This is a genomic window from Streptomyces sp. NBC_00448 (assembly GCF_036014115.1).
In the GTDB taxonomy this organism is placed as follows: domain Bacteria; phylum Actinomycetota; class Actinomycetes; order Streptomycetales; family Streptomycetaceae; genus Actinacidiphila.
The window spans coordinates 1122708-1148062 of the sequence record NZ_CP107913.1; the positions used below are offsets into that span (position 1 = coordinate 1122708).

Annotated in this window: 18 protein-coding genes and 1 pseudogene; 8 read left to right on the forward strand and 11 right to left on the reverse strand. The window is 71.8% G+C overall.

Going from position 1 to position 25355, the window contains the following annotated elements:
- Window positions 1–143 precede the first annotated feature (143 nt).
- From OG370_RS04775 to OG370_RS04785, 3 genes are all read left to right on the forward strand, one after another.
- A complete protein-coding gene (locus OG370_RS04775) occupies window positions 144–647 on the forward strand; it encodes a GNAT family N-acetyltransferase (protein WP_328460918.1) in 504 nt (167 codons plus the stop codon).
- A gap of 100 nt (window positions 648–747) precedes the next feature.
- Entirely contained in the window at window positions 748–1830 is a 1083-nt protein-coding gene (locus OG370_RS04780; protein WP_328473792.1) for an NAD(+)/NADH kinase, read from the forward strand.
- Window positions 1831–1908: 78 nt separating this feature from the next.
- The gene (locus OG370_RS04785) at window positions 1909–2271 is read left to right on the forward strand and encodes a hypothetical protein (protein WP_328460920.1); all 363 of its coding nucleotides are present in this window, start codon (window positions 1909–1911) and stop codon (window positions 2269–2271) included.
- Between the two features lie 65 nt (window positions 2272–2336).
- Here the strand turns inward: OG370_RS04785 and OG370_RS04790 are convergent, their stop codons facing one another.
- On the reverse strand, window positions 2337–5678 hold the full coding sequence (locus OG370_RS04790; RefSeq protein ID WP_328460922.1) for a discoidin domain-containing protein: 3342 nt from the start codon (window positions 5676–5678) through the stop codon (window positions 2337–2339).
- A gap of 458 nt (window positions 5679–6136) precedes the next feature.
- On the opposite strand from OG370_RS04790, the gene OG370_RS04795 reads away from it, so the two are divergent.
- Window positions 6137–6862 carry a peptidase E gene (locus tag OG370_RS04795; RefSeq protein WP_328460924.1) on the forward strand — a complete coding sequence of 242 codons (726 nt, stop codon included), beginning with the start codon at window positions 6137–6139 and terminating at the stop codon, window positions 6860–6862.
- Between the two features lie 247 nt (window positions 6863–7109).
- Here OG370_RS04795 and OG370_RS04800 read toward each other — a convergent pair whose 3' ends face one another.
- The 3 genes from OG370_RS04800 to OG370_RS04810 form a co-directional block, all read right to left on the reverse strand.
- Window positions 7110–7316 carry a hypothetical protein gene (locus tag OG370_RS04800; RefSeq protein WP_328460926.1) on the reverse strand — a complete coding sequence of 69 codons (207 nt, stop codon included), beginning with the start codon at window positions 7314–7316 and terminating at the stop codon, window positions 7110–7112.
- Window positions 7317–7480: 164 nt separating this feature from the next.
- Entirely contained in the window at window positions 7481–7663 is a 183-nt protein-coding gene (locus tag OG370_RS04805; RefSeq protein ID WP_328460928.1) for a hypothetical protein, read from the reverse strand.
- Window positions 7664–7851: 188 nt separating this feature from the next.
- Window positions 7852–11133, reverse strand: coding sequence for a type 2 lanthipeptide synthetase LanM family protein (locus OG370_RS04810; RefSeq protein WP_328460930.1), 3282 nt, complete (start codon window positions 11131–11133; stop codon window positions 7852–7854).
- Between the two features lie 285 nt (window positions 11134–11418).
- Here OG370_RS04810 and OG370_RS04815 point away from each other — a divergent pair, with 285 nt between their 5' ends.
- Together OG370_RS04815 and OG370_RS04820 are read left to right on the forward strand one after the other, a co-directional pair.
- Window positions 11419–11637: a hypothetical protein gene (locus OG370_RS04815; RefSeq protein ID WP_443060614.1), complete on the forward strand. Its 219-nt coding sequence runs from the start codon at window positions 11419–11421 to the stop codon at window positions 11635–11637.
- A 73-nt stretch (window positions 11638–11710) separates the two neighbouring features.
- A complete protein-coding gene (locus tag OG370_RS04820; protein WP_328460932.1) occupies window positions 11711–12247 on the forward strand; it encodes a phosphoribosyltransferase family protein in 537 nt (178 codons plus the stop codon).
- A gap of 63 nt (window positions 12248–12310) precedes the next feature.
- On the opposite strand, the gene OG370_RS04825 is transcribed toward OG370_RS04820, so the two are convergent.
- From OG370_RS04825 to OG370_RS04835, 3 genes and pseudogenes are all read right to left on the reverse strand, one after another.
- Entirely contained in the window at window positions 12311–13387 is a 1077-nt protein-coding gene (locus OG370_RS04825; RefSeq protein WP_328460934.1) for a cell wall protein, read from the reverse strand.
- A pseudogene (locus OG370_RS04830) lies at window positions 13384–14453 on the reverse strand (ATP-binding cassette domain-containing protein). Before OG370_RS04830 ends, OG370_RS04825 begins: the two are co-directional and overlap by 4 nt.
- 9 nt (window positions 14454–14462) lie before the next feature.
- Window positions 14463–14900: a GntR family transcriptional regulator gene (locus OG370_RS04835; RefSeq protein ID WP_328460936.1), complete on the reverse strand. Its 438-nt coding sequence runs from the start codon at window positions 14898–14900 to the stop codon at window positions 14463–14465.
- 328 nt (window positions 14901–15228) lie between these two features.
- Here OG370_RS04835 and OG370_RS04840 point away from each other — a divergent pair, with 328 nt between their 5' ends.
- Window positions 15229–16893, forward strand: coding sequence for a glycosyltransferase family 39 protein (locus tag OG370_RS04840; protein ID WP_328460938.1), 1665 nt, complete (start codon window positions 15229–15231; stop codon window positions 16891–16893).
- A gap of 188 nt (window positions 16894–17081) precedes the next feature.
- Here OG370_RS04840 and OG370_RS04845 read toward each other — a convergent pair whose 3' ends face one another.
- The 3 genes from OG370_RS04845 to OG370_RS04855 all read right to left on the reverse strand — a co-directional run bounded on the left by OG370_RS04845 (window position 17082) and on the right by OG370_RS04855 (window position 23724).
- A complete protein-coding gene (locus tag OG370_RS04845) occupies window positions 17082–18968 on the reverse strand; it encodes a hypothetical protein (RefSeq protein WP_328460940.1) in 1887 nt (628 codons plus the stop codon).
- A gap of 496 nt (window positions 18969–19464) precedes the next feature.
- Window positions 19465–22608: a GH92 family glycosyl hydrolase gene (locus OG370_RS04850; RefSeq protein WP_328460942.1), complete on the reverse strand. Its 3144-nt coding sequence runs from the start codon at window positions 22606–22608 to the stop codon at window positions 19465–19467.
- 462 nt (window positions 22609–23070) lie between these two features.
- Window positions 23071–23724 (reverse strand): TetR/AcrR family transcriptional regulator, encoded by a 654-nt coding sequence (locus OG370_RS04855; RefSeq protein ID WP_328460944.1) that lies wholly within the window; start codon window positions 23722–23724, stop codon window positions 23071–23073.
- Window positions 23725–23931: 207 nt separating this feature from the next.
- On the opposite strand from OG370_RS04855, the gene OG370_RS04860 reads away from it, so the two are divergent.
- Window positions 23932–24897 carry an alpha/beta hydrolase gene (locus tag OG370_RS04860; protein ID WP_328460946.1) on the forward strand — a complete coding sequence of 322 codons (966 nt, stop codon included), beginning with the start codon at window positions 23932–23934 and terminating at the stop codon, window positions 24895–24897.
- Window positions 24898–24969: 72 nt separating this feature from the next.
- Here OG370_RS04860 and OG370_RS04865 read toward each other — a convergent pair whose 3' ends face one another.
- Window positions 24970–25299 carry a hypothetical protein gene (locus tag OG370_RS04865; RefSeq protein WP_328460948.1) on the reverse strand — a complete coding sequence of 110 codons (330 nt, stop codon included), beginning with the start codon at window positions 25297–25299 and terminating at the stop codon, window positions 24970–24972.
- Window positions 25300–25355: the final 56 nt, after the last annotated feature.

The window sequence follows — 25355 nt, forward strand, 5'->3', positions numbered from 1 at the left end:
CCATCCTGCGCGGCTCCCCCGCAAGGCCGCCTGCCCACGACCCTAACGGGCCAACCCGGACGAACGCCCCATCGCACCCCATCGCGCCCCGGCTCGCGCCCCTGCCTGTCCCGGCCGGCACCACCGCCCCTACGGTGGGGCGCATGTACCGGCTGCGCCCGTTCGAACCCGCCGATGCCCCCGCCCTGACCGCGATGCTGCACCGCGCCTACGCGGAACTGGGCGGGCGCGGGCTGAACTTCACCGCGGTGGACCAGACGGAGCGGACCACGCTGAAGCGGGCCGGGACGGGCGCCTCGTGGCTGCTGGTGGACGGCTCCCGGATCGCGGCGAGCCTGACGATGACGCTGCCGCCGCACGAGACGCTGCGCCGGCTGAGCCCCACCGCGGCGGCTCCGGGCCGGGCCTGGCTCAACCAGATGGCGGTCGATCCCGCGGACCGCGGCCAGGGGCTCGCCTCCCGGCTGTGGGCGGTGGGCCGCCGGTGGGCCGGCGACGCGGGCGCCTCCCACCTCGGCGTGGACACCGCGGAACCCGCGGCGCACCTGGTCGAGCTGTACACGGCGTGGGGCTTCGCCCGGCGCGAGACCGTCCAGTGGCCGGGCAAGACGTACCGCAGCGCCGTCATGGAACGGCCGTGTGGGTGACCGGCGTCCCCCACACGGCGGACCCGGCGCCGCCGCGCCCCGGGCCGGACCACGCGCCGACCGGGCCCCGGACCCGGACCGCCCCTACGGTGAGGGGGTGATCGAGCGGATCGGGCTGGTGGTGCACGGCGGCAAGGAGGCCGCCGTGGCGGCCGCGGCACGCGTCAAGGCATGGGCCCGGGCACGCGGCGTCCCGTGCGCGGAGATCGACGTGTGGAACACCCCTGCCGCCGACGGCGACGAGAAGGACGGCGGCATGGGGCGGCTGACCGCGCTGGAGGAGGCGGAACAGGCCGGGCTACCGGACCTGGTGGTGACCGTCGGCGGCGACGGCACCCTGCTGCGCGGGGTGCGGGTGGCCGCGGCGGTGGACGCCCTGGTGCTCGGGATCGACGTGGGCCGGGTGGGGTTCCTCACCGAGGTGCGCGTGCCGGACCTGGAGGCGGCGCTGGACGCGGTGCACGCCGGCACCGGGCACGTCGACGAACGGCTGATGCTCACCATGCGCGCCTCCCGCCCGCTGGAGATCCCGACCGGGATGCGGGCCCTGCTGCGGTACGGCCGCGGCCCCCTGCTGCCGCCACCGACCCCGCGCGACGCCGATCCCGGGCACACCGGGTGGGGCGTGCGCCTGGACGTGCTGGGGCTGAACGACGTGGTCTTCGAGAAGCTGGCCAGGGACCGCCAGGCGAGCGTCGCGATCTACGTGTCGGGGCGGCTGCTCGGCTTCTACTCGGCGGACGCGTTCGTGGTGGCCTCCTCCACCGGGTCCACCGCGTACAGCTTCGCCGCGGGCGGGCCGATCGTCTCGCCGCACCTGGACGCGCTGGTGTTCACTCCGGTGGCCCCGCACATGGTCTTCGACCGCAGCCTGGTGCTGTCCGCGCGCGAGGAGCGGGTGGCGGTGCGGGTGCTGGAGCGGTCGGGGCGGGTCGCGGTCAGCGTGGACGGACGGCTGTGCGGGGTACTCGACCCCGGTGACTGGGTGTCGGTGTACGCGGCGCCGCGGCGGGCGCGGCTGGCCCGACTGGCCGACCCCGACTTCCTCGGCCGGGTCCGCGACCGGTTCGGCCTGGCCGACGCGCCCGCCGCGCTGGCCGACGGCTCGGCGCCCGCGGAGTACCGTCCGGCCCAGCCGCTGCCGGACGACCTCGCGCACCCGGGCCCGCCCGACATCCACTGACGCCCCGACACCCCGACACCCTCCGAACCGTCCGCGTCCGCCCGGTACACACGTGTACCGACGGCGTACGCTCCCGGCATGAGGGACAGCGATTTCGTACGGCGGATCATCGGCATCCTCACCGAGGCCCGGCAGATGCAGGTGCTGCTGGAGGAGGACCCCGACCGGCAGGACATCTCGGGCGACAACGTACGCGCGCTGCTCAACGAGACCATGCCGACCATCGAGTTCCCCGCCGACGCCACCCCGAGCGAGATCGGCGAGGCGCTGAGCATCCAGCTCAGCCCGGTGATCGAGCGCCTGACCGGGGCGTTCTCGCTGATCTTCCTCCAACTCGCGGACATCCACGACGCGGGCCGCACCGACGTGACGTCCGCGGACATACTCCAGGACCTCGCCCTGCGGGCCGACGAGCTGTGGCCCGGCGAGGAGGAGTCCTGACCGCGGCCCGCGCGCCGGTGGTGCCGTGACCCGCGCGCGGCGGGCCACGGCACCGGCGGCCGCCGTCAGCCGGTGGCGGTGACCGTCGAGGGCAGCAACAGCGTGCCGGTCAGCGGCAGGTTCCGGGACGAGTCCCCGACGAGGATCTGGTAGTTCCCCGCGGCGGCCGTCCAGGTGCCGGAGCCGGTGTCCCATGAGGCGAGGTCACGGGTGCCGACGGTGAAGGTCACCGTCCCGGAGGCGCCCGGGTCCAGCGAGATCCGCTGGAAGCCCTTCAACTGGTGCGGTGGCTCCCCCGCCGCGCCGGGATCGCCGACGTACAGCTGCGCGACCTCCGCGCCGGCCCTGCTCCCGGTGTTGGTGACGGTCGCGGTGACCGTGGCCCGGCTGCCGGAGATCGCCCCCACGTGCAGGTCGCTGAAGGCGAAGTCCGTGTACGACAGGCCGTACCCGAACGGGAAGAGCGGTGCGACGTTCTTCGCGTCGTACCACCGGTAGCCGATGTCCAGGCCCTCGGAGTACTCGACCTTGCCGTCGGTGCCCGGCCACTGCGCGGTGGTGTTCGCCGGGACCTGGGCGGGCGAGGTCGGGAAGGTCACCGGCAGGTGTCCGGAGGGGTTGGCGTCGCCGAAGAGCAGCGCGGCGATCGCCTCGCCCCACTCCTGCCCGTCGTAGAAGCCCTCGAAGACGCCCGCCACCTGGTCCAGCCACGGCATGAGGATCGCCGCGTTGTCGTTGAGCACCACGATGGTGTGCGGGTTGGCCGCCGCCACCGCGGAGATCAGCGCGTCCTGGTCGTTCGGGAGGTTGAGCGAGGTGTTGTCCGCCTCCTCGTGGCCGTAGTTGTCACTGGCGAAGACGATCGCCACGTCGGAGGACTTGGCGAGCGCGGCGGCGGAGTTCTGGTCGGTGCCGTCGTTGTAGGTCACCGAGGTGCCGGTGCCCTGCAACCGGTCCTGGATGCCGATGATCGGGGTGTAGGTGCCCGCGCTGGTGACGGTGCCGCTGCCGCCGCCGATGGTCTGGGCGCCGGGTCCGGCGTCCTGGCCGATCACGGCGACGGACTTGGTACTCGACGTGCTCAGCGGCAGGATGCCGTTGTTCTTCAGCAGCACCGTGCCCTCCTCGTCGCCCTTCAGCGCGACCTGCGCGTGTGCCGGGGTGGTGACGATCGCGGTCTTGGAACCGGACGGCGCCTTGTCGAACATGCCGAACCGGAACATCTGGGTGAGCACCCGGGAGACCATCGTGTCCACGGTGGCCTGGCTGACCTGGCCGTCCTGCACGGCCTGGATCAGGTAGTCGGCGTAGTAGTAGCCGCCGGGCATCTCCACGGTCAGCCCCGCGTTCGCGGAGTCGACGGTGGAGTGGATCGCGCCCCAGTCGGAGGTGACGAACCCGGTGAAGCCGGCCTGCTGGTAGAGCGGCTTGTTGAGGATGTCGGGGTTCTGGCAGGAGGGCACGTTGTTCACGTTGCTGTACGCGCACATCACCGAGGCCGCGCCGCCCTGCTCGATGGCGGTCTGGAACGCGGGCAGGTAGATCTCCTGGAGCGTGCGCGCGTCCACGTCGATGGTGCCGGCCGGCTGCTCGATGTTGTACGCGGCCGCGTGCTTGACCTCCGCCATCACGCCCTGGCCCTGGATGCCCTGGACGTCCGCGGCGCCCATCTGCCCGGACAGGTAGGGGTCCTCGCCGAACGTCTCGAACGCGCGGCCCCAGCGCGGGTCGCGCACCATGTTGACGGTCGGGCCGAGCGCCACGTTCACGCCCTTGGCGGCGAACTCCTGGCCGACCGCGGTGCCGTAGTCCTGCTCGTAGGCGGTGTCGAAGGTCGCGGCCGACACCAGCCCCGAGGGCATCTGCGTGACCCCGCCGAGGCCGTCGCCGACACCGGCCGGGCCGTCCTCGAAGTTGACGTCGGGGACGCACAGCGACGGGTTGCCGATGATCTTGCCGATGTAGTCGGGCGAGTCGGTGCCGTGCAGCATGGCGACCTTCTCGTCCAGCGACATCTGGCCCATGAGCTGGGCGACGCGGGTGGCGGCCGGCGCGGTGGAGTTCACCCACGGGCAGTCTCCGGGCGCGGGCCGGCTCGGCGGGGGCGGCACGGTGCCGGTCACGTCGCCGACGGTGTGGACCTGGAACTCCCACAGTGCGTAGCCGTATCCGGTCGCGCGCGTGGTGCCGTACATCCGGATGTAGCGGCCGGTGCCGGTCACGTCGAGGGTCTGCTTGCCGCCGGTGCCGGTGGTGGTGGAGTAGACCGGGCTCCAGGTGGAGCCGTCGTCGGAGACCTGGATCTGGAAGCCGGTGGCGTAGGCGTTCTCCCACTGGAGCACCACCTGGCAGATCGGCAGGCTCGCGCCGAGGTCCACCTCGAACCACTGCGGGTCGGCGTAGGCGCTCGCCCAGCGGGTCACGGTGCTGCCGTCCACGGCGTAGTTGGGCGAGTAGCCGGGGTCGTCGTCCTGCACGGAGGAGGCGGTGGCCGGGTGGCCGAGGGCGGCGTCGGTGGTGCCGCAGTCGCCGGTCGGGGTGCCGCCGCCGTCGCCGCTGCCGCCGGTGCGGACCTGGAACTCCCACAGCGAGTAGCCGTATCCGGTCGCGCGGGCGGTGCCGTACATCCGGATGTAGCGGCCGGTGCCGGTCACGTCGAGCGTCTGGGTACCGCCGGTGCCGGTGGTGGTGGAGTAGACCGGGCTCCAGGTGGAAGCGTTGTCGGAGACCTGGATCTGGAAGGCCGTGGCGTAGGCCGCCTCCCACTGGAGCACCACTTCGCAGATCGGCACGCTCGCGCCGAGGTCGATCTGGAGCCACTGCGGGTCGGCCGCCGCGCTGGACCAGCGGGTGCCGGCGTCGCCGTCCACCGCCGCGGACGCCGGGGTGCCGGCGTTCTCCGTGGAGGAGGCGGTAGCGGGCTGGTCGAGCGCGGAGTTCGCCGAGCCGCAGGTCGCGCTCGTGCCCCCGGTGAGAGTGCCGTAGACCTGGAACTCCCAGAGCGAGTAGCCGTATCCGGTGGCCCGCTTGGTGCCGTACAGCCGGACATAGCGGCCGGAAGCGTTTACGGCCAGCGTCTGCGTGCCCCCGGCGCCGGTGGTGGTGGAGTAGGCCGGGGTCCAGGTGGAGCCGTCGTCGGAGACCTGGATCTGGAAGGCGGTGGCGTAGGCCGTCTCCCAGGTCAGGACGACCTTGCTGACGCTCGCGTTGGCGCCCAGGTCGACCTGGAGCCACTGCGGGTCGGCGGCCGCGCTGGACCAGCGGGTGCCGGTGTCACCGTCCACCGCCGCGGACGCCGGGGTGCCGGCGTTCTCGATCGAGGACGCGGTGGCGGGCTTACCCTGCGACAGCAGGGCGGCGTCGGCGGCGTGCGCGGGCCCGGTCCCGCCGAAGAGAGTCGCGGTCATGGCCATGACGGTGACTGCGACCAGCCACGCGAAGCGGATTCTTCGGACCGCGGCACGCGCCGCCGTCCGATGAGTGGAGGACATGGATCTCCCTCGCGATGTGGGGGGTTGGTGGGGGGTGTGCGCGGGCGGCACGAGACGACCGCGGAACCCCGGACCGTCCGTCGGGTCCGCGCCTGGCACCGCGTCAGCGGTCCGCCCACATACGGGAGAGCGCTCTCCCGCACCGGGAAGTGAACAGCCCGCGCGCCGGGGGCGTCAAGGGCGGTCCGCGTCAAAACTTGCTCTGTACGGTGGGGAGGTGGGGGTTCCGGTTCGGCACGCGGCCGGCCGCGGTCTGCCGGCAGGTCCGCCGCGGTCCGGGTCCGGTGGCGCGGCCCGGCTGCCGTCGCGCCGCCGCGGTCCGGGTCTGCTGGCGCCGGACCGTCCCCGTATCCGCACGTCCGAGGAGGCAACTCGTGTCCACCACTCCCCCGGCGCGCCAAGTCGCCCTGCTCGGCGGGGGTTTCTCCGCCGGCGACGACGGGTTGATCGACGACTGGCTGCTCGGGCACGCCCGGGTCCCGCGCCCCCGGGTCTGCTTCGTGCCCACCGCCAGCGGCGACGCCGAGGGCTACGTCGCCCGGTTCCGTGCCGCGTTCGAGCCGCGCGGGGACTGCGAGGCGACCGTACTGTCCTTGTTCCGGCGGGAGTTGGACGACCAGGCGCTGCGTGCGTTCGTGCTCGCGCAGGACGTCGTCTACGTCGGCGGCGGCAACACCGCGAACCTGCTGGCCGTATGGCGCGTGCACGGCCTGGACCGGCTGCTGCGCGAGGCGTACGACCTCGGGACCCTGATGTGCGGGGTCAGCGCGGGCGCCAACTGCTGGGCCCGGGGCTCCCACACCGACTCCTTCGGCCCGCTCACCTTCCTGCCCGACGGGTTGGGCCTGCTGCCCGGCTCCGTCTGCCCGCACTACGACACCGAGGCCGGGCGCCGCGAGTCCTACCGCGCCTTCGTGGCCTCCGGTGCCCTGCCCCCGGGTTGGGCGGTCGACGACGGCGCCGCGGCCCTCTTCACCGACGGCCACCTCACCGGAGCGGTCACCCGCGTCCCCGCCGCCCGCCTGTACCGCGTCGAGCCGGACGGCCGGGGCGGGACGACCGAGCGGGCCCTGCCGTGCGCCGCGCTGCGGTCGGGATGAGCGGCGCGCGGGGCCGGGGACGCGCGCGATTTCGCGTTGCGGCGGCGCGGTGCGGGCCGCGACACTGCGGCGCACGACCGCGCTCGCCCGCGACCTGGTGCTCGAGCACTTCCGGTGGGACAAAGGGCACGCCGACGTGTGGGCGGCCTTCCGGGACGCGGAGGCCATGGCGACCTGGATCAGCGGTTCCTCGACGCCATCCGGATCACCGCTGTCCGGACGGCGACCGTGCGGCCTGCGATCTTGCTCACCCGCACTGTGCGGTGCACCCGCCGTAGCACCACGTTTCGACGGTGCAGGGGTAGTGCGTGGGAAGCGGGAGCATACCGCCGTAGACCCCGTCTTCGAGATCGACGGCCTGGACCGGGCCGGCTTCGCGCGTCCGGTCCGTCGTGTACGCCTTCCAGGAGCGCACGGTGTCGTTCTGCATGCCGGTATTGCTCTCAGTGCTCATTTCCCCGCCCTTTCAGCGATGTTCTGATGAGATTTACTTTGCATGCTCGCGGAGTCACCGATCAGGGCGTCGCCCTGCATCGTTGTCGCGTATCCACGAGCCCGAACAGCACCGCCACGCCCGCGACCATGCTCACCGCGAGTACGGTGTCAATCCGGCGTGATTCAGCAAATGTCGCCATAACTGCACTCGGTGCAATGCGTGCCCAAAGCGCAGGACGCATATGTCTGCGGCTTTATCATGCCGCCGTAGATCCCGTCTTCGAGATCGACGGCCTGGACCGGGCCGGCTTCGCGCGTCCGGTCCGTCGTGTACGCCTTCCAGGAGCGCACGGTGTCGTTCTGCATGTCGTTCTTCCTGTTCGACATCCGACCCTTTCCCTGTGGTCTGATAGGAATCGTCCATTCCATGAACGCTGCGGATCACCTCCCTCATGCAGTCCGGATCGGATGGGTTCCAGCCGGTCGCCGGTGTTTCCCCCGTGTATCCGCGCCTCGCGGATACACGTTCCCTGTAGGGAACTGTGGTGCGGACCTCAAGTCCGTCGCGACGGCGTGAGGAGCAGAATCGGCGGAACCTGCTCGGGCGCGGCGATCCGCAGCAGTCCGTGACCGATGCCGGCCAGACCGCTCATGAGACCGGGCGTCTCGATGCCCGACGGCGTCCCGCACACCGGTCCGCCTTGCTCGACCTGAGCGACGACGGCTGTGGCCCGTTCGCGCCACACGAGCCGGGCCTTCTCGTCGGAGAGCGTTTGGGCGGCGGCGGCGAACAGTTCGAGGTTGCCGAGTTCGCCGTGGCAGATGCAATGGCTCCGGTACAAACCGAATCGCTCGGTAGCCGCGAGGGCGTGCCGCACGTCCCGGACGAGTTCCTCGGACCCCGGTTCCGTGGCCAGCATGGCGGCTCTGGCCAGGCCGACGCCGGGGGCACCGTGGCACCACGTGTACTGGTCGGCAGATTCTTCCTCCCGGTAGTCCGGCCAGTTGCCCATGCGCTCGTCGAATTCTCCGTGCTCATAAGCCAGGGCGCGCAGGGCGGTCCTCCTGGCCTCCGCGTCGCCCGTCCGCTTCGCGTAGGACCACAATGCCCACGCGATCCCGGATGCTCCGTGCGAGAACCCGAGCAACGGCCGTTCCCCCATCACCGACCACCCGACGCCCCGGCCGGCTGGGATCACCCCGGCCTGCAGCACATCGACGCAGCGTTGGGCCAAGCGGTGCGGTACCGCGCCGAAGGTGGCTGAGAGTGCCTCCGCGACGGCGAGACATCCCGCGGCGCCGCTGATCACGTCGAAGCCGTCGTCCTGCGAGATCTGATCCGCGACGTACTCCAGAAGCGGTACGACCGGCTTGTCGAGATCCGCGTCGTCGAGCAGCGCGGCACTCGAAGCGAGAACCAAAGCCATCCCGGTGAGACCGGAGAACGCACCCACCGAAGCCGCCGGTGCCGGTGTCGGGCGACCAGCGCGCTTCAACTGCTCTCCCGCGAAATCCGTGATCGGGCCGAGTACACCTCGGGCGAGTTCGGCGTATCGGTGCTCACCGGTCACGTGGGCGAGTTGCGCCAGGAACAGGGCGATGCCCGGGTACCCGTTGTACAGGTCCATGGACAACGGCGTCACCTGCCATCGCGTCTCCCGCACCAGGTCGAGTCCGAGCCAGCCGACGTGCCCACCGTTCCGGTACGCCGACGCCTCCAGTTGATCCGCGACTGCCTTCGCGGCGGCCAGAGCTCGCTCGGGCAAGGCCCTGCCGGCCGGCGCGGTCTCCCGCACGGCGTCCGCCCCTGTCAGGTCGGTGCCGGCAGTACGGGTGACCAGGTGCGCCGACACGATCCACTCCTGTCTCGCCAGGTGCTGATCGTCCATCGCCGTCAGCACGCGCTCGACGCGGTCGATACCGGACTCGGGCAGCAACCCCTCGACGAGTGCGCCGTCGCCGGCCCGGACATCGCAGGAACCGACGGCCGCGGTGAACAGCGGGACGTCGCCCGACCACAGGTCCTCGACCTCGTGCCGGACGAGCCGGGTGCGGCGCGGATCTGCCGCCGAGCGCGCCCACAGTGCTCCGAAGATCTCATCGCGGTCCAGGGCGTCCCGGAGGGCATCCGGGTGAGTGGTCTCATTGAGCAGCACGGCGTACTCGCGAGTGGCGCGCGGAATGATCCGTACCTGTTCGGCAAAGAATCCGGAGAACAGCCCGTCCGATCCGGTCAACTCCGGTCGGCCTGCGGCGACCACGCGATAGCCCTCGCGGAATCCGTCCAGTAGCGGGGTCGTGTACTGCGTGACGTCCAGATCGGCGCCGTCGAGGCTGGGCCGGTTGTGAGTGCTGCCAAGACGTGGCTGAACCCTGGTCAGGCTCATCTCGTCGGTTCCCGCGCCCTCCCAGTCCACGACCCGAAAAGGAATCACCGCATCCCGGTCGCCCCCCATGCCTCCGATGTCGAAGGCCTGCCCGTCTTCGCCCACCAGGACGGAGGGGAGCAGGCCGACGCGGCTCACCGCCTCGACATACGCCGTCGTGGCCGGGTCACGCTCCGCGACGTCGCTTCCGAGCGACCGCGGCAGGTCGGCGCAGAACAGCGCTTCCAGATCGACCGGGACCGGCTGGTCGCCAACCGCTATCAGGTTCTCGAAATGGAAGTCCACCCCGCCGAGGCTGTACAGAACAGCCAACAGCGCGCCTTGGCGGCGGAAATACCGCGTCGCGCCGTCCGAGTCCTCGCACGGAGCCGAATCCACGAATTCGACCCAGCCGTAGTCCTCCCGGTCGACAAGGAGCAGAGTTCTCAGCCTCATGGCCTGCGGAACCCGCTGGTTGTACCAGTCGAGCACCTCGTTGAAACACCGGTGAATGCCCAGTGCACGAGGCTTGTAGACCACCTGCCACCCCGAAGTGAACCGGGCGATCCCCACCGAACGGCCGCGGTCGTGGGTGTCGCCTCGGGTCAGCTCGACGACCGCGAGGGTCCCCGGGTCGACGCCGCCGAACAGGTGCCGCACCAGATCCGCCCGGTCCCGGGCGAACCGGTGCAGAAACTCGGCGTACGCCTGGGCCACCTGCCCGGCCGTGGTGATCAGCAGCCGCGCCAGCACGGCGTACTCGTCCAGCAGACCGTCGAGTGCGTCACGGTGGCGGTAATGCCGGACGAACGACCAGAACCGGTCCTCGGGCGAGTCACCGTCAAGACGCCCGGTGACCCGAAGGACATGTAGTTCGAGCACCAGGACGCGACTGGCCAGCCGCACCAGCCGGCGAGCGGCCCCCTGGCGCACTTCCTCCCGGAACGCATCGAGATCCACCATGCCGGACCCGTCGATACCGCTCGACAACTCGTCGAACAGGCGCAGCGCCTCGTGGACGAAAGGGTCGACGATCAGGGCAAACCCTCGATACCACCCGCCCTCGCGCGCCGCCTCCGGCAGCGCCGTCGGGTGAACCGGCATCGCCGCGACCAACCGCTCGACGTCGGCGGCCCACACAGGCTTGTCGACGCGCCGCCCAAGGAGGTCCGGCGCCTCGGCCAGCAGTTTCCGCAGACCGTCCGGAGTGCAACCGTAGTCAGCCATCTGACGCTCGAACACGTCCTCCGGCACGTGGGAGAACGTCCCCCGCCAACGCTCCCACCGGATGCCCGCGACCACGGTCGCGTCATCGTCCTCGGCCGGCTCGGTGTCGGGACACCCCGCGCCGCAACGCTCGTCGAGCCGCAGCGCCCGCGCCCACCAGCCACCGGTCAGGGCGGGCCTGTCGCAACGCTCCCATGGCATCGCGAGCACTCGCTCCGTGGACGTCTCCACCTCCGACGGCATCGTGGCCTCCCCATCCCTCATCCCTCGTCAGCGAGGACCGGATTCCGAACCGCAGCGGCCGGGGCCCCTCACCCCCAGTGGACTGCACGGCTCGTCCGTCCACATGCGTGGTCACCACCCACTTACGCTCCGGTCGCCGCCCACGTCGACGGATTCAAAGCGGGTCCGCCCAAGTCGCGGCCGGGAAACCGACGTCTGCGATGCCTGAAATTCCACCACTCATTGAGCCCTTTCCAGTAAGGGATCACGACGGTGTGTGATCGTTCAGATGGTGCGGTCGTACTCATGACCTTGGTAGGTCTGCTGGGCCTCGGTCAGCTCGCCTCCGGTGCCCTCCCCCCGGGTTGGGCGGTCGACGACGGCGCCGCCGCCCTGTTCACCGGCGGCCACCTCACCGAAGCGGTCACCCGCACCCCGGCCGCCCGCCTGTACCGCACCGAGCCGGACGGGCGGGGCGGGACGACCGAACGGGCGCTGCCGTGCGCCGCGCTGCGGTCGGGATGAGCGGCGGGCGGGGCCGGGGACGCGCGCGATATCGCGTTGCGGCGGCGCGGCGCGGACCGCGACACTGCGGCGTGTGACCGTACTTGCCCGTGATCTGGTGCTCGAACACTTCCGGTGGGACAAAGGGCACGCCGACGTGTGGGCGGTCTTCCGGGACGCGGAGGCGATGGCGGCGGTGGTCGCCGGGCTCGTCGCGCCGTTCCGGGACGCCCGGGTCACCGCGGTCTGCGGGATCGAGTCGCGCGGGTTCCTCCTCGGCGGCGCCGCGGCGGTCGCGCTGGGCGCCGGGTTCGTGCCGATCCGCAAGTCGGGCAGCCTGTTTCCCGGGGACAAGGTCGTGCGGCGCACACCGCCCGACTACCGTCGCCGCCGGCACACGCTGCGGATGCAGCGAGGCTCGCTCGGGGCGGGCGACCGGGTCGTCCTGGTCGACGACTGGATCGAGACCGGCAGCCAGGCCGCGACCGCCCGCGCCATGGCCGAGGAGTGCGGCGCCACTTGGCTGGGCTGCAGCGTCGTCGTCGACCAGCTCGCCGGGGAGCGCCGGGCGGTGCTCGGAGCCGTCCGCGCGATCCTCACGGCGCGCGAACTCCCCGCACCGGCGGGGTGAGTCGCCGGCCTCCCGCCGGGCAGCCTCGCTCAGCGGGCCGCGGTGCCCGGCGCACCGCACTGCTCAACGGGCCGTGATGCGGGGGACGTACCAGAGGCAGAAGGCGGCCAGGGCGGCGCACACCGCGAGGCAGATCCCGGTCTCGATCAGCTGGAGCGGGACAAACTGGTTCATCTTGAAGGCACTGGTGTACTGCCCGACGATGTGGTGCTGCCGCAGACACGCGGGGAAGTCGTGGACCTTGGGGCCGGTGCAGGGATCGCGGCTGGTGAGCGTGCCGTCCGCCCGGACGTAACCGATGCCCTGGTACCAGCCGTCACGCGGGGCACTCGGGATAATTTCGAGGCTGCGGCCGCGGCGGACGTACGGCGACAGCAGGTGCGGGCGCAGCTTCTCCAACCCGAGCAGGGCGGCTTCGCTGAGCCCGGCGGCGACCGCGACCGCGGGCAGGGTGCGGCGCAGCAGCACGCCGGTGGCCGCGCCGATCATCAGGGCGAGCAGGATGTGGGCGACGCCGACCGGGCCGGTCCAGGCGAAGAAGTCCCAGCCGTTCCACCAGATGATCGCGCGCCACGCGGAGCGGTCGGGGCCGGTGCCGCTGTGGCCGCGCCAACTGGAGTACCACCACCAGGTGACCGGCACGGTCAGCACGGCGGCGGCCGCGGTGGTGACCAGGGCTGCCGTGCCGAGCCTGACCGCGGCCCATTCGCGGCGGCCGATGGACTGCGTCCAGGCCAGACGGTGGGTTCCGGACTCCAGGTCCTGCGCGAACAGCGGTCCGCCGAGCAGCGCACCGACCGCGAGCGGCAGGTAGCGCAGCACGGACGGCGACCGGTCGAAGACCATGTGCACGACGCCCGGGATGGCCGGCGGAACCGCGTCGTCGTCGCCGGGGTCGCACCGCTGGGGTGAGGCTCGGCAGATGTCGGCGTAGTGGTGCACGCCGGAGACGAGTTGGTGGTGCTCCCACACCGACCACAGCGCGCCGAGGACGGCGAACGCGACCATCGTGCGGTAGACCGCCCGGTGCTTCCGCCAGGCCAGCCAGGCGGGGCCGGCGAGGCGGGGCAGCGGGAACGGCAGCCGGGCCGGGCACTCCTCGCGCGGCGGCCAGGACACGTAGCGGGCGAGGGCGCTCATCGGTCGGGGTCCGTGTCGTCCTGGTGGTGGTGCGCGCGTATCTCGTCGGCCGGGCGGGTCGGCGGCACGTCGGCGGGCGCGAGCAGGGGCGGGGCCTGCGGGTTGCGCAGGTAGGCCAGCAGGATCTCCTCCAGGCTGGGCGGTTCGGCGCTCACGGCGGGGTCGAGGGAGGTCGGCAGCTGGATCATCGCGGTGAGCTGCCGGCCGGTGGTGCGCGCTTCCACGACGGTGTGGCCGAGCAGCGTGTCCGGCAGCAGGGCGGCGGGGTCGGGACGGGCGGCGCCGCACTGGTGGTGGGAGCGCGGATCGGCGCCTGCCCGGACGCCGGACGGCTCGTGGCCGTCGAGGGTGTGGGTGACCAGGGTGTGCGCGGCCTGGACGAACTCCACGTCGTCGGCGACCAGCATCCGGCCGTGTGCGAGCAGGAGTACGTAGTCGCAGACGAGGTCCAGCTCGGCGAGGATGTGCGAGGACATCACCACGGTGGTGCCGTGTTCGGCGGCGGTGGTCATCAGCGCGGCCATCATGGCGTGCCGGCGCAGCGGGTCGAGGTCGGCCATCGTTCGTCGAGGAGCAGCAGGTCGGGGCGTTTGCCGAGGGTGAGGGCGAGCGCGACGCAGGTGCGCTGGCCGCCGGAGAGGTGGCCGACCTTGGCGCCCAGCGGCACGTCGGCGTCGGCCACGACGCTCCGCGCGGTGGCGTCGTTCCAGCGCGGGTTCATCTCCCGGCCGTAGCGCAGCGTCTCGGCGACGGTGAACGCGGCGTGCAGCGGCCGGTCCTGGAGCAGCAGGCCGACGCGGGGCAGGACGGCGCCGGCGCCGGGCCGGTGGCCGAGCACCCGCAAGGAGCCCTCGGTCGGGGCGCGCAGTCCGGCGGCGACCGCGAGCAGGGAGCTCTTGCCGTCTCCGTTCGGCCCGACCAGGCCGGCCACCCGGCCGGCCGGGACCCGGAAGTCGCAGTGGCGCAGCGCCCATTCGGCGCGGTTGCGGATGCCGAGGCCGCTCGCCTCCAGCGCGGGCGCCTCGGTGCCGGTGCGCGGGACACCGGCCGAGGGGTGGTCGGTCATCGGTCCTCGCTAGCCGTGCGGGTGGGCGTCGTACGTCCCTGTTCCGGGCACGCGGGTGTCGGCGGCACGCGGGAAGGACTCGTCGAGAGCGGACGTCAGCAGGGCGGCGACGTCCTCGCGGCCGAGGTCGGCGGCGCGGGCGGCGGCCATCCAGGCCCGCAGGCCCTCGTGCAGCGGGGAGTCGGCGGCGGAGCCGGGCTGGGCGAGCGACTTGCGGACGAACGTCCCCACGCCCTGGCGGGCCTCGACCAGCCCCTGGCGCTCCAGTTCGCGGTACGCCTTGAGCACGGTGTTCGGGTTGATCGCGGTGGCGGCCACCACCTCGGCCGCCGAGGGGAGCTTGTCGCCGGGCGCCAACTGGCCGAGCCGCAGGGCCTGTTCGGTCTGCCGCACGATCTGCTGGTAGGCGGCGACACCGCTTCGTCGTTCGATACGGTAGGTGACCACGGGCGCACTATATCACTAGTGGACTGGTGGACCTAGACCCGAGTCGCACTCGGCACTCCACTCCTTCCGGCCGCCCACGGCGACCTACGGCGCCGTGCGGACCGCCACATGACACCCCACAGGTCGCCACACCCTGCCGAGCTGCGGCGTTCATCCCTCGTTTGACAGCCCACCGAAATCTCACGCATCATCCAGTCCACTAGTTAACTAGTGGACTGATGCGTTGGATCGACGCGCCGAGCCTGTGACTGTGCGTCAGCGGATGACGGATGTCCGCGCGCCGGGCCGGGCCCGGTCCAGGGTCCAGGTCCGGGAGAGGGGCGAAGGTATGGCGACCGTGGCGAACGGCAGGGTGGCACGGGGCAGGCCGGTGGCGGCGCTCGCCGTGACGGCCGGCACGGTCGTGCCACCCGGCCCGCGTCCTGCGCCCGCGCCCGAGCGGCCCTCCCGCCGTACCGGTCCCGGCACCGGCTGGCGCTCCGACCCGCGCGCGAGCCGGCCGTGGCTCCACCACCCGGTCGCCCAGGCCGCGATCCTGCTCGCGCTCTCCCTCGCGGTGCGCGCGCCCTCCTTCCGGCGCCCGTTCTGGAGCCCGGACGAGGGCTATCTCGGCACCGAAGCGGTCGCCCTGCACCACGGCGGGCGGATGTACGCCGACGTGGTGGACCGCAAACCGCCCCTGGTGCCCTGGCTGTACGAAGCGTGCTTCGCCCTGACCGGGCCCGGCACGCTGTGGCTGGTGCGGGTGTGCGCGGTGCTGGCGCTCGCGGTCACCGCGGTGTTCGTCGCGCGGCTGGCAGCGGTCGGGTGGGGCCGGTGGGCGGCGCTGCCGGCCGGCGTGCTGACCGTCGCCCTGTCGGCGGCGCTGCCGCCGCCCGACGCGATGGCGGCGACCTTCGAGATCTTCATGCTCCCGGCGACCGCGGCCGCGATGTACTACGGCGCCCGGCACCGCTTCCTCGCCGCCGGGCTCGCCCTCGCCGTCGCCACCCTCACCAAGCAGGTCGGCCTCGCCCCGCTCCTGCCGCTGACCGTGCTGGTGCTCACCTCACCGCGGCGGCGCCGGCTGCGGCACGGCGCGGCCCTGGCGGCGGGCCTGCTGCTGCCGATCGCCGGCTGCGCGCTCCTGCTGGGCGTGCGCCCCTTCGTGTTCTGGATCTTCCTCTCCTCCGGGTCCTACGCCGACTCGCCGCAGAGCGTGGCCGCGATGTGCGGGCACGCGGCCGGCATCCTGCTGCGGCTCGCCGTCGTCCTCGCCGGCTGCGCGCCCCTCCTGCCCCGCCTGCTGCCCCGCTTCCTCGCCCGCCGCCGACTCGGCTCGTTCGACCGCGTGTTGCTGCTGTGGCTGCTCGCCTCCGCGGCCGGCGTCAGCGCGGGATTCCGTTTCTACGGCCACTACTTCCTGCAACTGGTGCCCCCGCTCGCGCTGTTGGCGGTGCGTGCGGTGAGCGCGCCGCCCCGTCGCCCGCGGTCGGGGCGAGCGCCCTCCCAACGGGGCGGCGTGGCGGCCTGGTTCGGCCGCTCCCGCGCCACCGCCCTCGCGGTCGCGTGCGCGGTGGCGGTCTGCGCGGCCTTCACCGCCGGCGCGCTGCGGGCTCAGCCGCCGGAGCTGGGCAAGTCGCTCGCGGTGGCCTCGGCGCTGGACGGCTACAGCAAGCCCGGGCAGCGCGTCTTCCTGTGGGGCATGCACACGGAGGTGTACTGGCTCGCCGGCCGGCCCGCGGGCAGCCGCTACCTCACCGCCGGGCTGCTCACCAACTTCAGCGGCGGCGCCGACGTCCACCGCGTGGGCGCCCGCTACGCCGTCCCGGGCGCGTGGGCCGGCCTCCGCCGCGAACTGGCCGCCGCTCCCCCGTGCTTGGTGGTCGACGACTCCGCCGGCACCCCGTACCCGCTGGCGGACTACCTGCCGCTCGCGCGTCTGGTGGACCGCGACTACGTGCCGGTCGCCGTCGTCCAGGGAGCGCGGATCTACCGCCGGGCGGGCTGCTGACCGCGGCGCGCGGCGCCGCAGGCCGTACGCCGGGGGCATGGACGCGGCCCCGGAGGCCCTCGCCTACGTGGGCGGGGGCGTCCGGGGCCGCGCTCGGTGCGGGTGGTGCGGTCATGCGATTGGTGCGGGTCGTGCAGCTCGTCCGGGTCGTTCACCCGGCGCGAGTGGTGCGGTCCGCAGGTGCGGATCTACGGGAAACTCACGACGTTGCTGGGCGTCGTGTTGGAGGCGGTGACCGCTCCGGTGTCGTTGATGACGTGGCTGATGGTGCCCACGCCGCCCAGCGAGACGGTCAGCGCGTCGTGGAACTTCACGCCCGGGGTGTTGGGGACCTCGAAGGCGTGGTAGTTGTTCACGGCCGGGTTGACGTTGAAGTAGCAGTAGCTGCCCAGGCCCCACGCTTCGTGGGAGGTGACGTTGTCCGCCACCTTGTAGGCCGCGTAGCCGTTGACGCCCGACGAACTCATCCAGGACGCCTGGTCCGGCGGGTCGTAGGGGTTCTCGTTCTGGAAGAAGATGGTCTTGCCGCCCTGGCCGTTCCACACCACCTCGTACTTCTGATAGTGCTCCACGAACAGGCCGTCGGCGAGCACGTTGTTGCCGTTGACGGTCAGCCCGTTGTCCGCGGTGTTGGTGTTCCAGCCGACGGTGCCCGCGTTGCCGTGGTCGGCGCGCCAGGCCCAGATGTGGTCGATGATGGTGTTGTTGCTGTTGACGACGAGACTGTCGGTCGCCTTGCCGGCGTTCTCACCGCCGATCCGGAAGAAGACGTCCTGGATGGTGGTGGGGTCGGCCGAGTGGTCCGCGGAGGAGCCGGACGGCCCAACGGTGAGCAGTGCCTGCGAGTTGGTGGTGCCCGCGTCGAAGAGCAGCCCCTTGATCCGGACTCCGTCGACGTCGGCGACCTGCATCGCGTTGACGCCGTTGTCCGGGACGAAGGTCGGGTAGCCCACGCCCAGGATGGTGGTGTCCGCGCGCGTCACGTCGAGCATCTGGTTCAGGTGGTACACACCCGGGGTGACGAACAGGTTGCAGCCCTCGGCGAGCGCGTTGTTGATGGTGGCCGCGGTGTCGCCGGCCTTCACCACGTAGAACTGGCTCATCGGCAGCGAGGTGCCGGGGGTGCTGCCGTTCGCCCAGCTCGCGCCGGACGAGTTCGTCTCCAGGCTCGGCTCGAACACCCGGTAGTCGCCCGAGCCGTCGACGTACAGGTACGGCACGTCGCGGGAGACCGGCGTGGTGGCGAGGGTGGTCTCCGGGGGGTTGGGGAAGGTGTTGCCCGGAGCTCCGCTGACGCCGGAGAAGACCATGTTCCACACGCCGCCGTCCCAGCTACCGAGGTTGCTGTTGCGGGTGTACCACTGCTGCTGCGACACCGACGACGCCTGGCCGCTGACCTTGGTGTCGGCGATGAAGCCGCCGCTGGCGTAGCCGTAACTGGCCGGGTAGAGCGCCAGGTTGCCGTGCACGTCGATCCGGCGGAACGGCGCGGCCTGGGCGACCGCCCAACGGTCGGTGCCGCTGGAGGGGTTGATCGCCAGGTTCTCCGCGCTGCGCCAGAAGTTCTGCGTGGCGTTGCCGGCGTCGGAGGCGTTGAAGGCGTCCACGGTGACGTCGCCGTTGATGGTGACGTCGTCCGGGTTCTGGCCGAGTCCGGCCACGGACGTGTAGAAGCCGACGTTGTCCTCGACGCTGTAGCTGCCGGGCTTGAACAGGTCGGCCACCCGGTTCTCGCTGAACTGGGCGGTCTGGGTGTCCTTCATCTGGTTGAACTGGGTGTCGAGTTGGGACTGGATCGCGGCGTCGCCCATCGACGGGTCGAAGATGTGCACGTTCGGCCCGAAGTCGGGGGTGTCGGACTGCGCCGGGCAGTCCGCCGCGTCGGCCGCGGGTCGGGCGGCCGTGTCGACGTGGCCGGCGGACTCCGCCGCCGAGGCGGCGCCGGCCGTTCCGGTCAGGCCCGTCAGTGCGGCGAGCAGCAAGGTGGCGGCACCGAGTACGGCGTAGCCGCGCCGGCGGGGGGTCCTGTGACGCCACCGGGCCGCGGTGCGGGCCTTGATGGATGGTCTGCGCATGGGGGGTCCTTTCACCCGGGTTCATGAAGTGAACGCTCGGGTCAGCGCGGATAGTGGGGGTTGATCGCGCTTGTATCCGTTATTTCATAGCCTCAATTCGCGACCGATCCTTCGATTTCTCATGCAGAGAACGCTCTCAATCTACGGATCGGGGGTCTAGCGGCTCGTTAGGCAGTCTCAGCCGACCCCGGCCCAGCGTCAAGGAGTTGGCGCCCGGCCCGCACACAGTGGTCACATCACACACACCGAACCCACACACCGAACCCACACGGCGCACCCGCCGCGACACGGGGGCCGAAGACCCGACGACCCGTCACACATGAGGCTGCCGACCGGCCTTGGGGCCGATCGGCAGCCTCTCGGGAACACCGGCACGCGCACGCGCCGGCGCCCGACGGTTCACCGCGTCAACGCGTCGCCGGATCGGCGGCGTCACCGCGTCGCCGGATCACCGCGTCGCCGGATCACCGCCTCAGCGAGTCACCGCCTCAGCGGGTCAGTTGTCGTCCGGGCAGAGGTGCAGCGCCAGGACGTTGTCGCCGGTGACCGAGACGTGCACCCGGCCGATGGTGCCGGTGTCACCGCTGTTGGCGAGGCGGAAGTCGGTGCCCGCGTTCTCGCCGTTGTGGAAGGCCGCGTCGTCCACGGTGAACGTGGCGGTCTTCCAGGTGTCGGTGCCGGTCTTGGCCACCGGCGCCGTCGACTTGTACGCGTTTCCGGTCGCGTCGTACTGCAGGCTCCAGCTCCCGGTGCCGTGGTCGTAGTAGTCGATGGTCACCGTGGCGTGGTAACTGCCGCCCGGCACCGTGGTGTTGTCCACGTCGAAGTACTCGAACGGGGAACCGTCGGTGGTGGAGCGGCCAGAGCGGCCGCCGACCGTGACCGGCGTGGTGTGGCCGTCGCCGTTGTCGCGCAGCCGCAGCCCGCACTCGGTGTCGGTGGCGCCGAGGGTGTCGCAGGAGGTCGCGGCACCGTCGGCGGCCGGCACGGTGATCACGGACGCGCCGCCGGGCAGGGACTGACCGCTCGCGGTGGTGAAGGAGACCTTCACCGGGTGGTAGCCGGACGGGGTGCCGCCGGCGACCGCGATGGTGACCGGCACCTTCGCGCTCGCGGCGCGGGTCAGGTCGAGCGTGCCCGACGACGGGGTGACGCTCACCCCGGCCACGTCGGAAGCGGCGCTCCAGTGCACCTTGCCGGCGTGGCCGGCCAGTTCGGAGACGCCGACCGTGCCCGGCAGCGAGGTGCCGCCCGGGGCGACCTGCGTCCCGGTCGGGGTCAGGTAGCCGACCGCCGGGACCTCGTAGTCCCGGTACGACGGCGGGGCCGCCTGCGCGCCCGTGGCCCAGTGGGTGTCGGGCCGGGTGGACAGGCTCACGTCGAGCGCGCCGCCGCGGGTGGCGAACGACGCGGGCAGCGCGGTGGCGGCGAAGGTACGGCCGTCCAGCCGCATCCCTGTGATGTAGGGGGCGTTGTCGGCGGCCTTCGGAGCGTCGATGGTGATCTTGTGACCGGTGCCGAGGCTGATCACGGCCCGCTTGACCAGCGGGCTGTTCAGCGCCAGCGTCGGGGTGCCGGGGGTGGCGGGCATCATGCCGAGCGCCGCCCACACGTACTCCGAGGACAGCGCGCCGTTGTCGTCGTTGCCGGGCAGCCCGTCGGGGGCGGTGGTGAACAGCTCGGTCTCGAACCGCCGGGCCACCTCCTGCGTCTTCCACGGCTGGCCGACGTAGTCGTACATCCACGGCGCGGTGGTGTCGATCTCGTTGCCCGCCCAGTCGTACGGCGCGTTGCCGCCCGCGTTGAGCTGGGAGAAGAAGTCGTCCAGGCGCGGGATCACCTTGTCCTTGCCGCCCATCGCGGCGACCAGTCCGGCGATGTCCTGCTGCACCGACCAGTTGTACTGCGCCGCGTTGCCCTCGTCGTAGCCGTCCTGCCCGAACGCGCCGGCCGACGGGGTCTGGTAGCCGGGGCCGGCCGGGAAGGAGCCGTTGTCGTCACGCGGGCGCAGGTAGCCGGTGGCGGGGTCGTAGATGTTCTGCCAGTTGTTGCCGCGCTTGGCGTACTCCGCCTGGGTCCGGTGATCGCCGACGGAGGACGCGAGTTGGGAGATCGCGAAGTCGTCGGTGGCCCACTCCAGGGTCTCCGAGGCGCCCTGCAGGCCGTGATCGCCTTGCGAGGTGGCGTCGTTGGGCGCGTAGCCGAGCTTGACGTAGTCCTCGATGCCGGGCCGTTCCACCCAGCCCCAGCCGACCTTCTGCGAGGTCGTCGCGGCCTTCTTCATGATCGGCAGGGCGTCCTTGACGTCGACGCCCTTCGCGCCGAAGGCGACGTACTGAGCGAACAGCGGCACGCCGTTGTCGCCGTTCATCACGTTGCCGGTCATGTTCTGCGACGGCCACTTCGGCCACCAGCCGCCCTGCTGCTGGGCGTCGCGCAGCAGCGAGTTGGCCATGTCGCCGGCCTTGTCCGGGTAGAGCATCGTCTGCAGCGGGGCCAGCGAGCGGTAGATGTCCCAGTCGGAGAACGTCGCGTACTGGGTGTGTCCCTTCGGCACGGTGTGGATCGCGTCGTCGAAGCCGATGTAGCGGCCGTCGACGTCGTTGAAGACGCTCGGCGACTGGAACGAGCGGTACAACGACGTGTAGAACGTGGTCAGTTCGTCCTTGCTCGCCCCTCCCACGTCCACCTTGCGCAACAGGTTCCGCCAGGCCGCGCGGGTGTCGGCCTGCACGTGCGCCACGTTCCACCCCGGGATCTCCGCGGCCGAGTTTTTCGCCGCGCCCGCCGTGCTGACGTAGGACATGCCGACCTTCGCCGTCACGCTGCGGCTCGCGGAGGTGTCGAACGTCAGGTACGCGCCCGAGCCCGAGCCCGACGCACTCGACGCGCCGGGCGTGACGCTGCCGCCCTGCCAGGTGCCGTGTGCGGTGAACGGCCGGTCGAAGGTGATGTCGAAGTACATCGTGTACTTGCTGTTGTTGCACAGGCCGTGCGGCGTGGTCGTGCCCGACAGCTCGTGGTCGTTCACCACCTGCACGTCGGCGGACAGGTCACCGCCCAGGCTGGTACCGGACTTGACCAGCACCTGCGCCTGACTGCCCGCCGGATAGTCGAACTTGGCGATGCCGGTGCGGGTGGTCGCGCCGAGGTTCACCTGCACGCCGGAGTCGGCGAGCTTCACCGCGTACGAGCCGGGCACGGCCTGCTCGTCGTCGTGCGAGAAGTGCTCGGTGCGCCCGGCCGGGTCGGCGCCGACCGCGCCGGTCACCGGCAGGATCGGGATGTCGCCGAAGGACGAGCAGCCGCCCGAGAAGTGGTCGAGGCTGAAGCCCCGGATCGCTTTGTCGTCATAGTTGTACCCGGTGCCGCCGGAGGTGGTGTCCGGGCTGAACTGCATCATGCCGAACGGGGCGGTCACACCCGGGAAGGTGTTCTCCCAGTCGGCCCCCTTCTGCGTGCCGATCATCGGATCGACGTACGAGGTCGGGTCGGACACCAGCGCGGTGTGCGAGCCGGCGCCGCCGAACCCGCCGGGGGACGCGGCCGCCGCGAGCGCCTGCGGCGCCGCCGCCACGCACGCCGTCAGCGCCAGCGCCAGGACCCCGAATCTGGTCCGTCTTCTGCTTCGTCGATACACAGTGAACCTTCCCCTGCCGTAAAATAACTCGCTTGACATCGTTGTCATCTGCGCCGTCGGCAGTCTGGTCCGGCGGTGATCGGGCGTCAAGGAGTTGAACGCGGGCGGTTGGTGGGGGTGCCGCTGCGCGGGGTGGGCGGAGGGGGGGCGGGGGCGGGGCGTATGGCGGGGCGGGCGTGGGGGGTTGGAGTACGGGGGCGGCCGGGCGAAGGGTGGGACCGTACGACCGGGCGAGGTGGAGCCAAGGCGAGGAGGGGACCGTACGACCGGACGGGCCGGAGCCGGGCCGGGAGTAGGGCCTCGCGGGACCGGACCGGGAGGGTGGTCACCCACGGCGGCGCGGAGACTGGCCCGCCCAGGGACGACGGACGGCCGAAATCGCAGCGGGGGCAGGGCAGTTGCGCGGTCCGGACGGCGACGGCGGGCCGCTTCGCCGCTCGCAGCCGCTCGTGATCCGGGCCGTCAGGAGATCTGGGCCTCGATGTCGGCGAGTTGGGCGGCGAGGATCTCTTCGAACGCGGCGCGGCGGTCCACTCCCAGGGGGCGGACGTCGCGGGCGAAGTGGGCCAGGGCGGGGAAGCGCTCGGGGGCGGCGCCGAGCACCGCGACGCGGAAGAGTTCCATGCCCTGTTCGTACTCCGCGGGGGTGATGGTGCTGATGCCGGCCTCGGAGGCGATCAGCGCGGCGAGGAGGATCGCGACGCGGTGGTAGCGCGCCGGGATCTCCTCGTCGGGCAGGCCGGACGCGCGCAGGGCCTGCAGCAGTTCCTCCATGACCAACCGGGACCCGGTGCCGCTGGACGCGTAGCGCCCCCAGATCGCGGCGAGTTGGGGCTGCTCGCCGAAGGCGTCGCGCAGGCGCAGGGCAAGGGTGGTGATGCGCTGCTTCCAGTCGCCCTCGGGGCGGTAGTCGTCCATGGCGGCCAGGAGAATCCGGTCGGCGACCGCGCGCAGCAGTTCGGTCTTGTTGCGGAAGTGCCGGTAGAGGCTGGAGGAGTCGGTTCCGAGCGCTGCGGCGAGCTTGCGCACGCTGAACGACTCGGCGTCGCTCGTACGCAGCACCTCCGCCGCCGTGTCCAGGATCTCCTCGGTCGACCATCGCCGTCGGCCCGTCATCGTGCCCCTCTCGTCCGAGCCGAGCATAACCTATGCACTTGTTGATGCACGCACCGCGTGCATAATGAGGACAACGGTCTGCCCGCCCGATGGCGACGCACGGCCGTATGGCCAGCGCACCGCCCGACGACGCAGCGCACCGCCCGACGCGCACCGCCCGACGACAACGACGGACCCGGCATCCGGCCGGGAGGGGGAGCAGGAGACATGAGCGAGATCAGCACCGCGAATCGGCCGCCGGAGCCGGACTTCTCGGCGATCACGACCGAGGAACTGATCGCCTACCGCGACGCGGAGAACCGTTTCCGGGCCTCCGGCGCGGCCCGGGCGTTCACCGGGGAGCCGGACCCCGGCGCCTCGATCGCCTGGCAGGAGGTCGCGCTGCCCGGCCGCGACCTCCCGGTCCGGGTCTACCGGCCGGCGTCGACGGGAGACGGGGAGGCCGCCGCCGCTCGGACCGTCCTGCCTCTCGTGGTCCATGTGCACGGCGGCAGCTTCGTGGGCACGGCGGTGCAGTGCGACTGGACCAACAGCCACCTCGCCGCGGCGCTGCCCGCGCTGGTCGTCTCGGTCGAGCATCGTCTCATCGCCCCGGACAGTCCGCTCGCGAACGCCGCCGACGACGGCTGGGACGTGCTGCGGCACGTGGTGCGGAACGCCGCGCGGTGGGGCGTCGATCCGGCGCGCGCGGCCGTGTTCGGCGAGAGCTGCGGCGCCCTGATCTGTGCGCTGACCGCGATCCGGGCGCGGGAGGCCGGCATCGACCTCAAAGCGCAAGTGCTGGTCAACCCCGCGGTCGACGTGACCGCGACGATGTACGACTACCCCTCGATCGCCGAGTACGCGTACACCCCGTCCCGCGCGCTGCCCCAACTGCGGCTCTTCCAGCAGCTCGCCGTCCCACCGGGGAGCGACGCCCGCGCGCTCTCGCCGCTGTACGCCGACGACCTGAGCGGGCTGGCCCCGGCGCTCGTGGTGGTCCCCACCCAGGACGCGGTCGCCGATCAGGGCCGCCGCTACGCCGAGCGCTTGCGCGAGGCCGGGACGCCCGTGCGGCTGTCCGAATACCCGGCAGCGAAGCACGCGTTCCTCACCCTGCCCGGGTTGGAGCCACAGGCCCAGGCCGCCCGGGCGGAGATCCTCGCCTTCCTCCGCACGGCCCTGGCGAAGTGACGGACCAGCCCAGCACCCCCATTTCGCGCCGGCCACCAAGTCGGCGGTCCGGCGCACCGCCTGGGGCCTGTTCTAGAAGTCGGTGACTTGGTTGGCCGGCCGTCCGGGGAAGTGGCGGGCGGCCATCCAGATGGTGAGGTCGCGTGCGATGTCGTTGATGCTGGTCGAGGTGGTGACCTCGTGTTCGTTGTGGGTGGTGTCGCGGCGGACGACCTCGTAGCCGCCTTCGTCCAGGACGGCGACTGAAGCGAACCAGACGGGGTCCTCCTCGTCGGGTTGGACGACGACGAAGGTGTTGTCGGAGTCGTTGAGGTCGCTGATCATCATGAACAGCGCGTCCTCGGAGGGGTCGTCGATGCGGTCGCCGTTCTCGCTGTCTGCGCCGTAGTACTGAGCCCCCATCTGCGCGATCTCCCCTCGCAGTGATGATGGTGCCGTGGTCCTCCGCCGGGTCTGAC

Bases quoted from the DNA above. Each gene is read 5' to 3' on its own strand.
- OG370_RS04775 (WP_328460918.1), top strand. From the start codon at position 144: ATGTACCGGCTGCGCCCGTTCGAACCCGCCGATGCCCCCGCCCTGACC.
- OG370_RS04785 (WP_328460920.1), top strand. From the start codon at position 1,909: ATGAGGGACAGCGATTTCGTACGGCGGATCATCGGCATCCTCACCGAG.
- OG370_RS04790 (WP_328460922.1), bottom strand. From the start codon at position 5,678: ATGACCGCGACTCTCTTCGGCGGGACCGGGCCCGCGCACGCCGCCGAC.
- OG370_RS04800 (WP_328460926.1), bottom strand. From the start codon at position 7,316: ATGAGCACTGAGAGCAATACCGGCATGCAGAACGACACCGTGCGCTCC.
- OG370_RS04805 (WP_328460928.1), bottom strand. From the start codon at position 7,663: ATGCAGAACGACACCGTGCGCTCCTGGAAGGCGTACACGACGGACCGG.
- OG370_RS04810 (WP_328460930.1), bottom strand. From the start codon at position 11,133: ATGCCGTCGGAGGTGGAGACGTCCACGGAGCGAGTGCTCGCGATGCCA.
- OG370_RS04815 (WP_443060614.1), top strand. From the start codon at position 11,419: ATGACCTTGGTAGGTCTGCTGGGCCTCGGTCAGCTCGCCTCCGGTGCC.
- OG370_RS04825 (WP_328460934.1), bottom strand. From the start codon at position 13,387: ATGAGCGCCCTCGCCCGCTACGTGTCCTGGCCGCCGCGCGAGGAGTGC.
- OG370_RS04840 (WP_328460938.1), top strand. From the start codon at position 15,229: ATGGCGACCGTGGCGAACGGCAGGGTGGCACGGGGCAGGCCGGTGGCG.
- OG370_RS04845 (WP_328460940.1), bottom strand. From the start codon at position 18,968: ATGCGCAGACCATCCATCAAGGCCCGCACCGCGGCCCGGTGGCGTCAC.
- OG370_RS04855 (WP_328460944.1), bottom strand. From the start codon at position 23,724: ATGACGGGCCGACGGCGATGGTCGACCGAGGAGATCCTGGACACGGCG.
- OG370_RS04860 (WP_328460946.1), top strand. From the start codon at position 23,932: ATGAGCGAGATCAGCACCGCGAATCGGCCGCCGGAGCCGGACTTCTCG.
- OG370_RS04865 (WP_328460948.1), bottom strand. From the start codon at position 25,299: ATGGGGGCTCAGTACTACGGCGCAGACAGCGAGAACGGCGACCGCATC.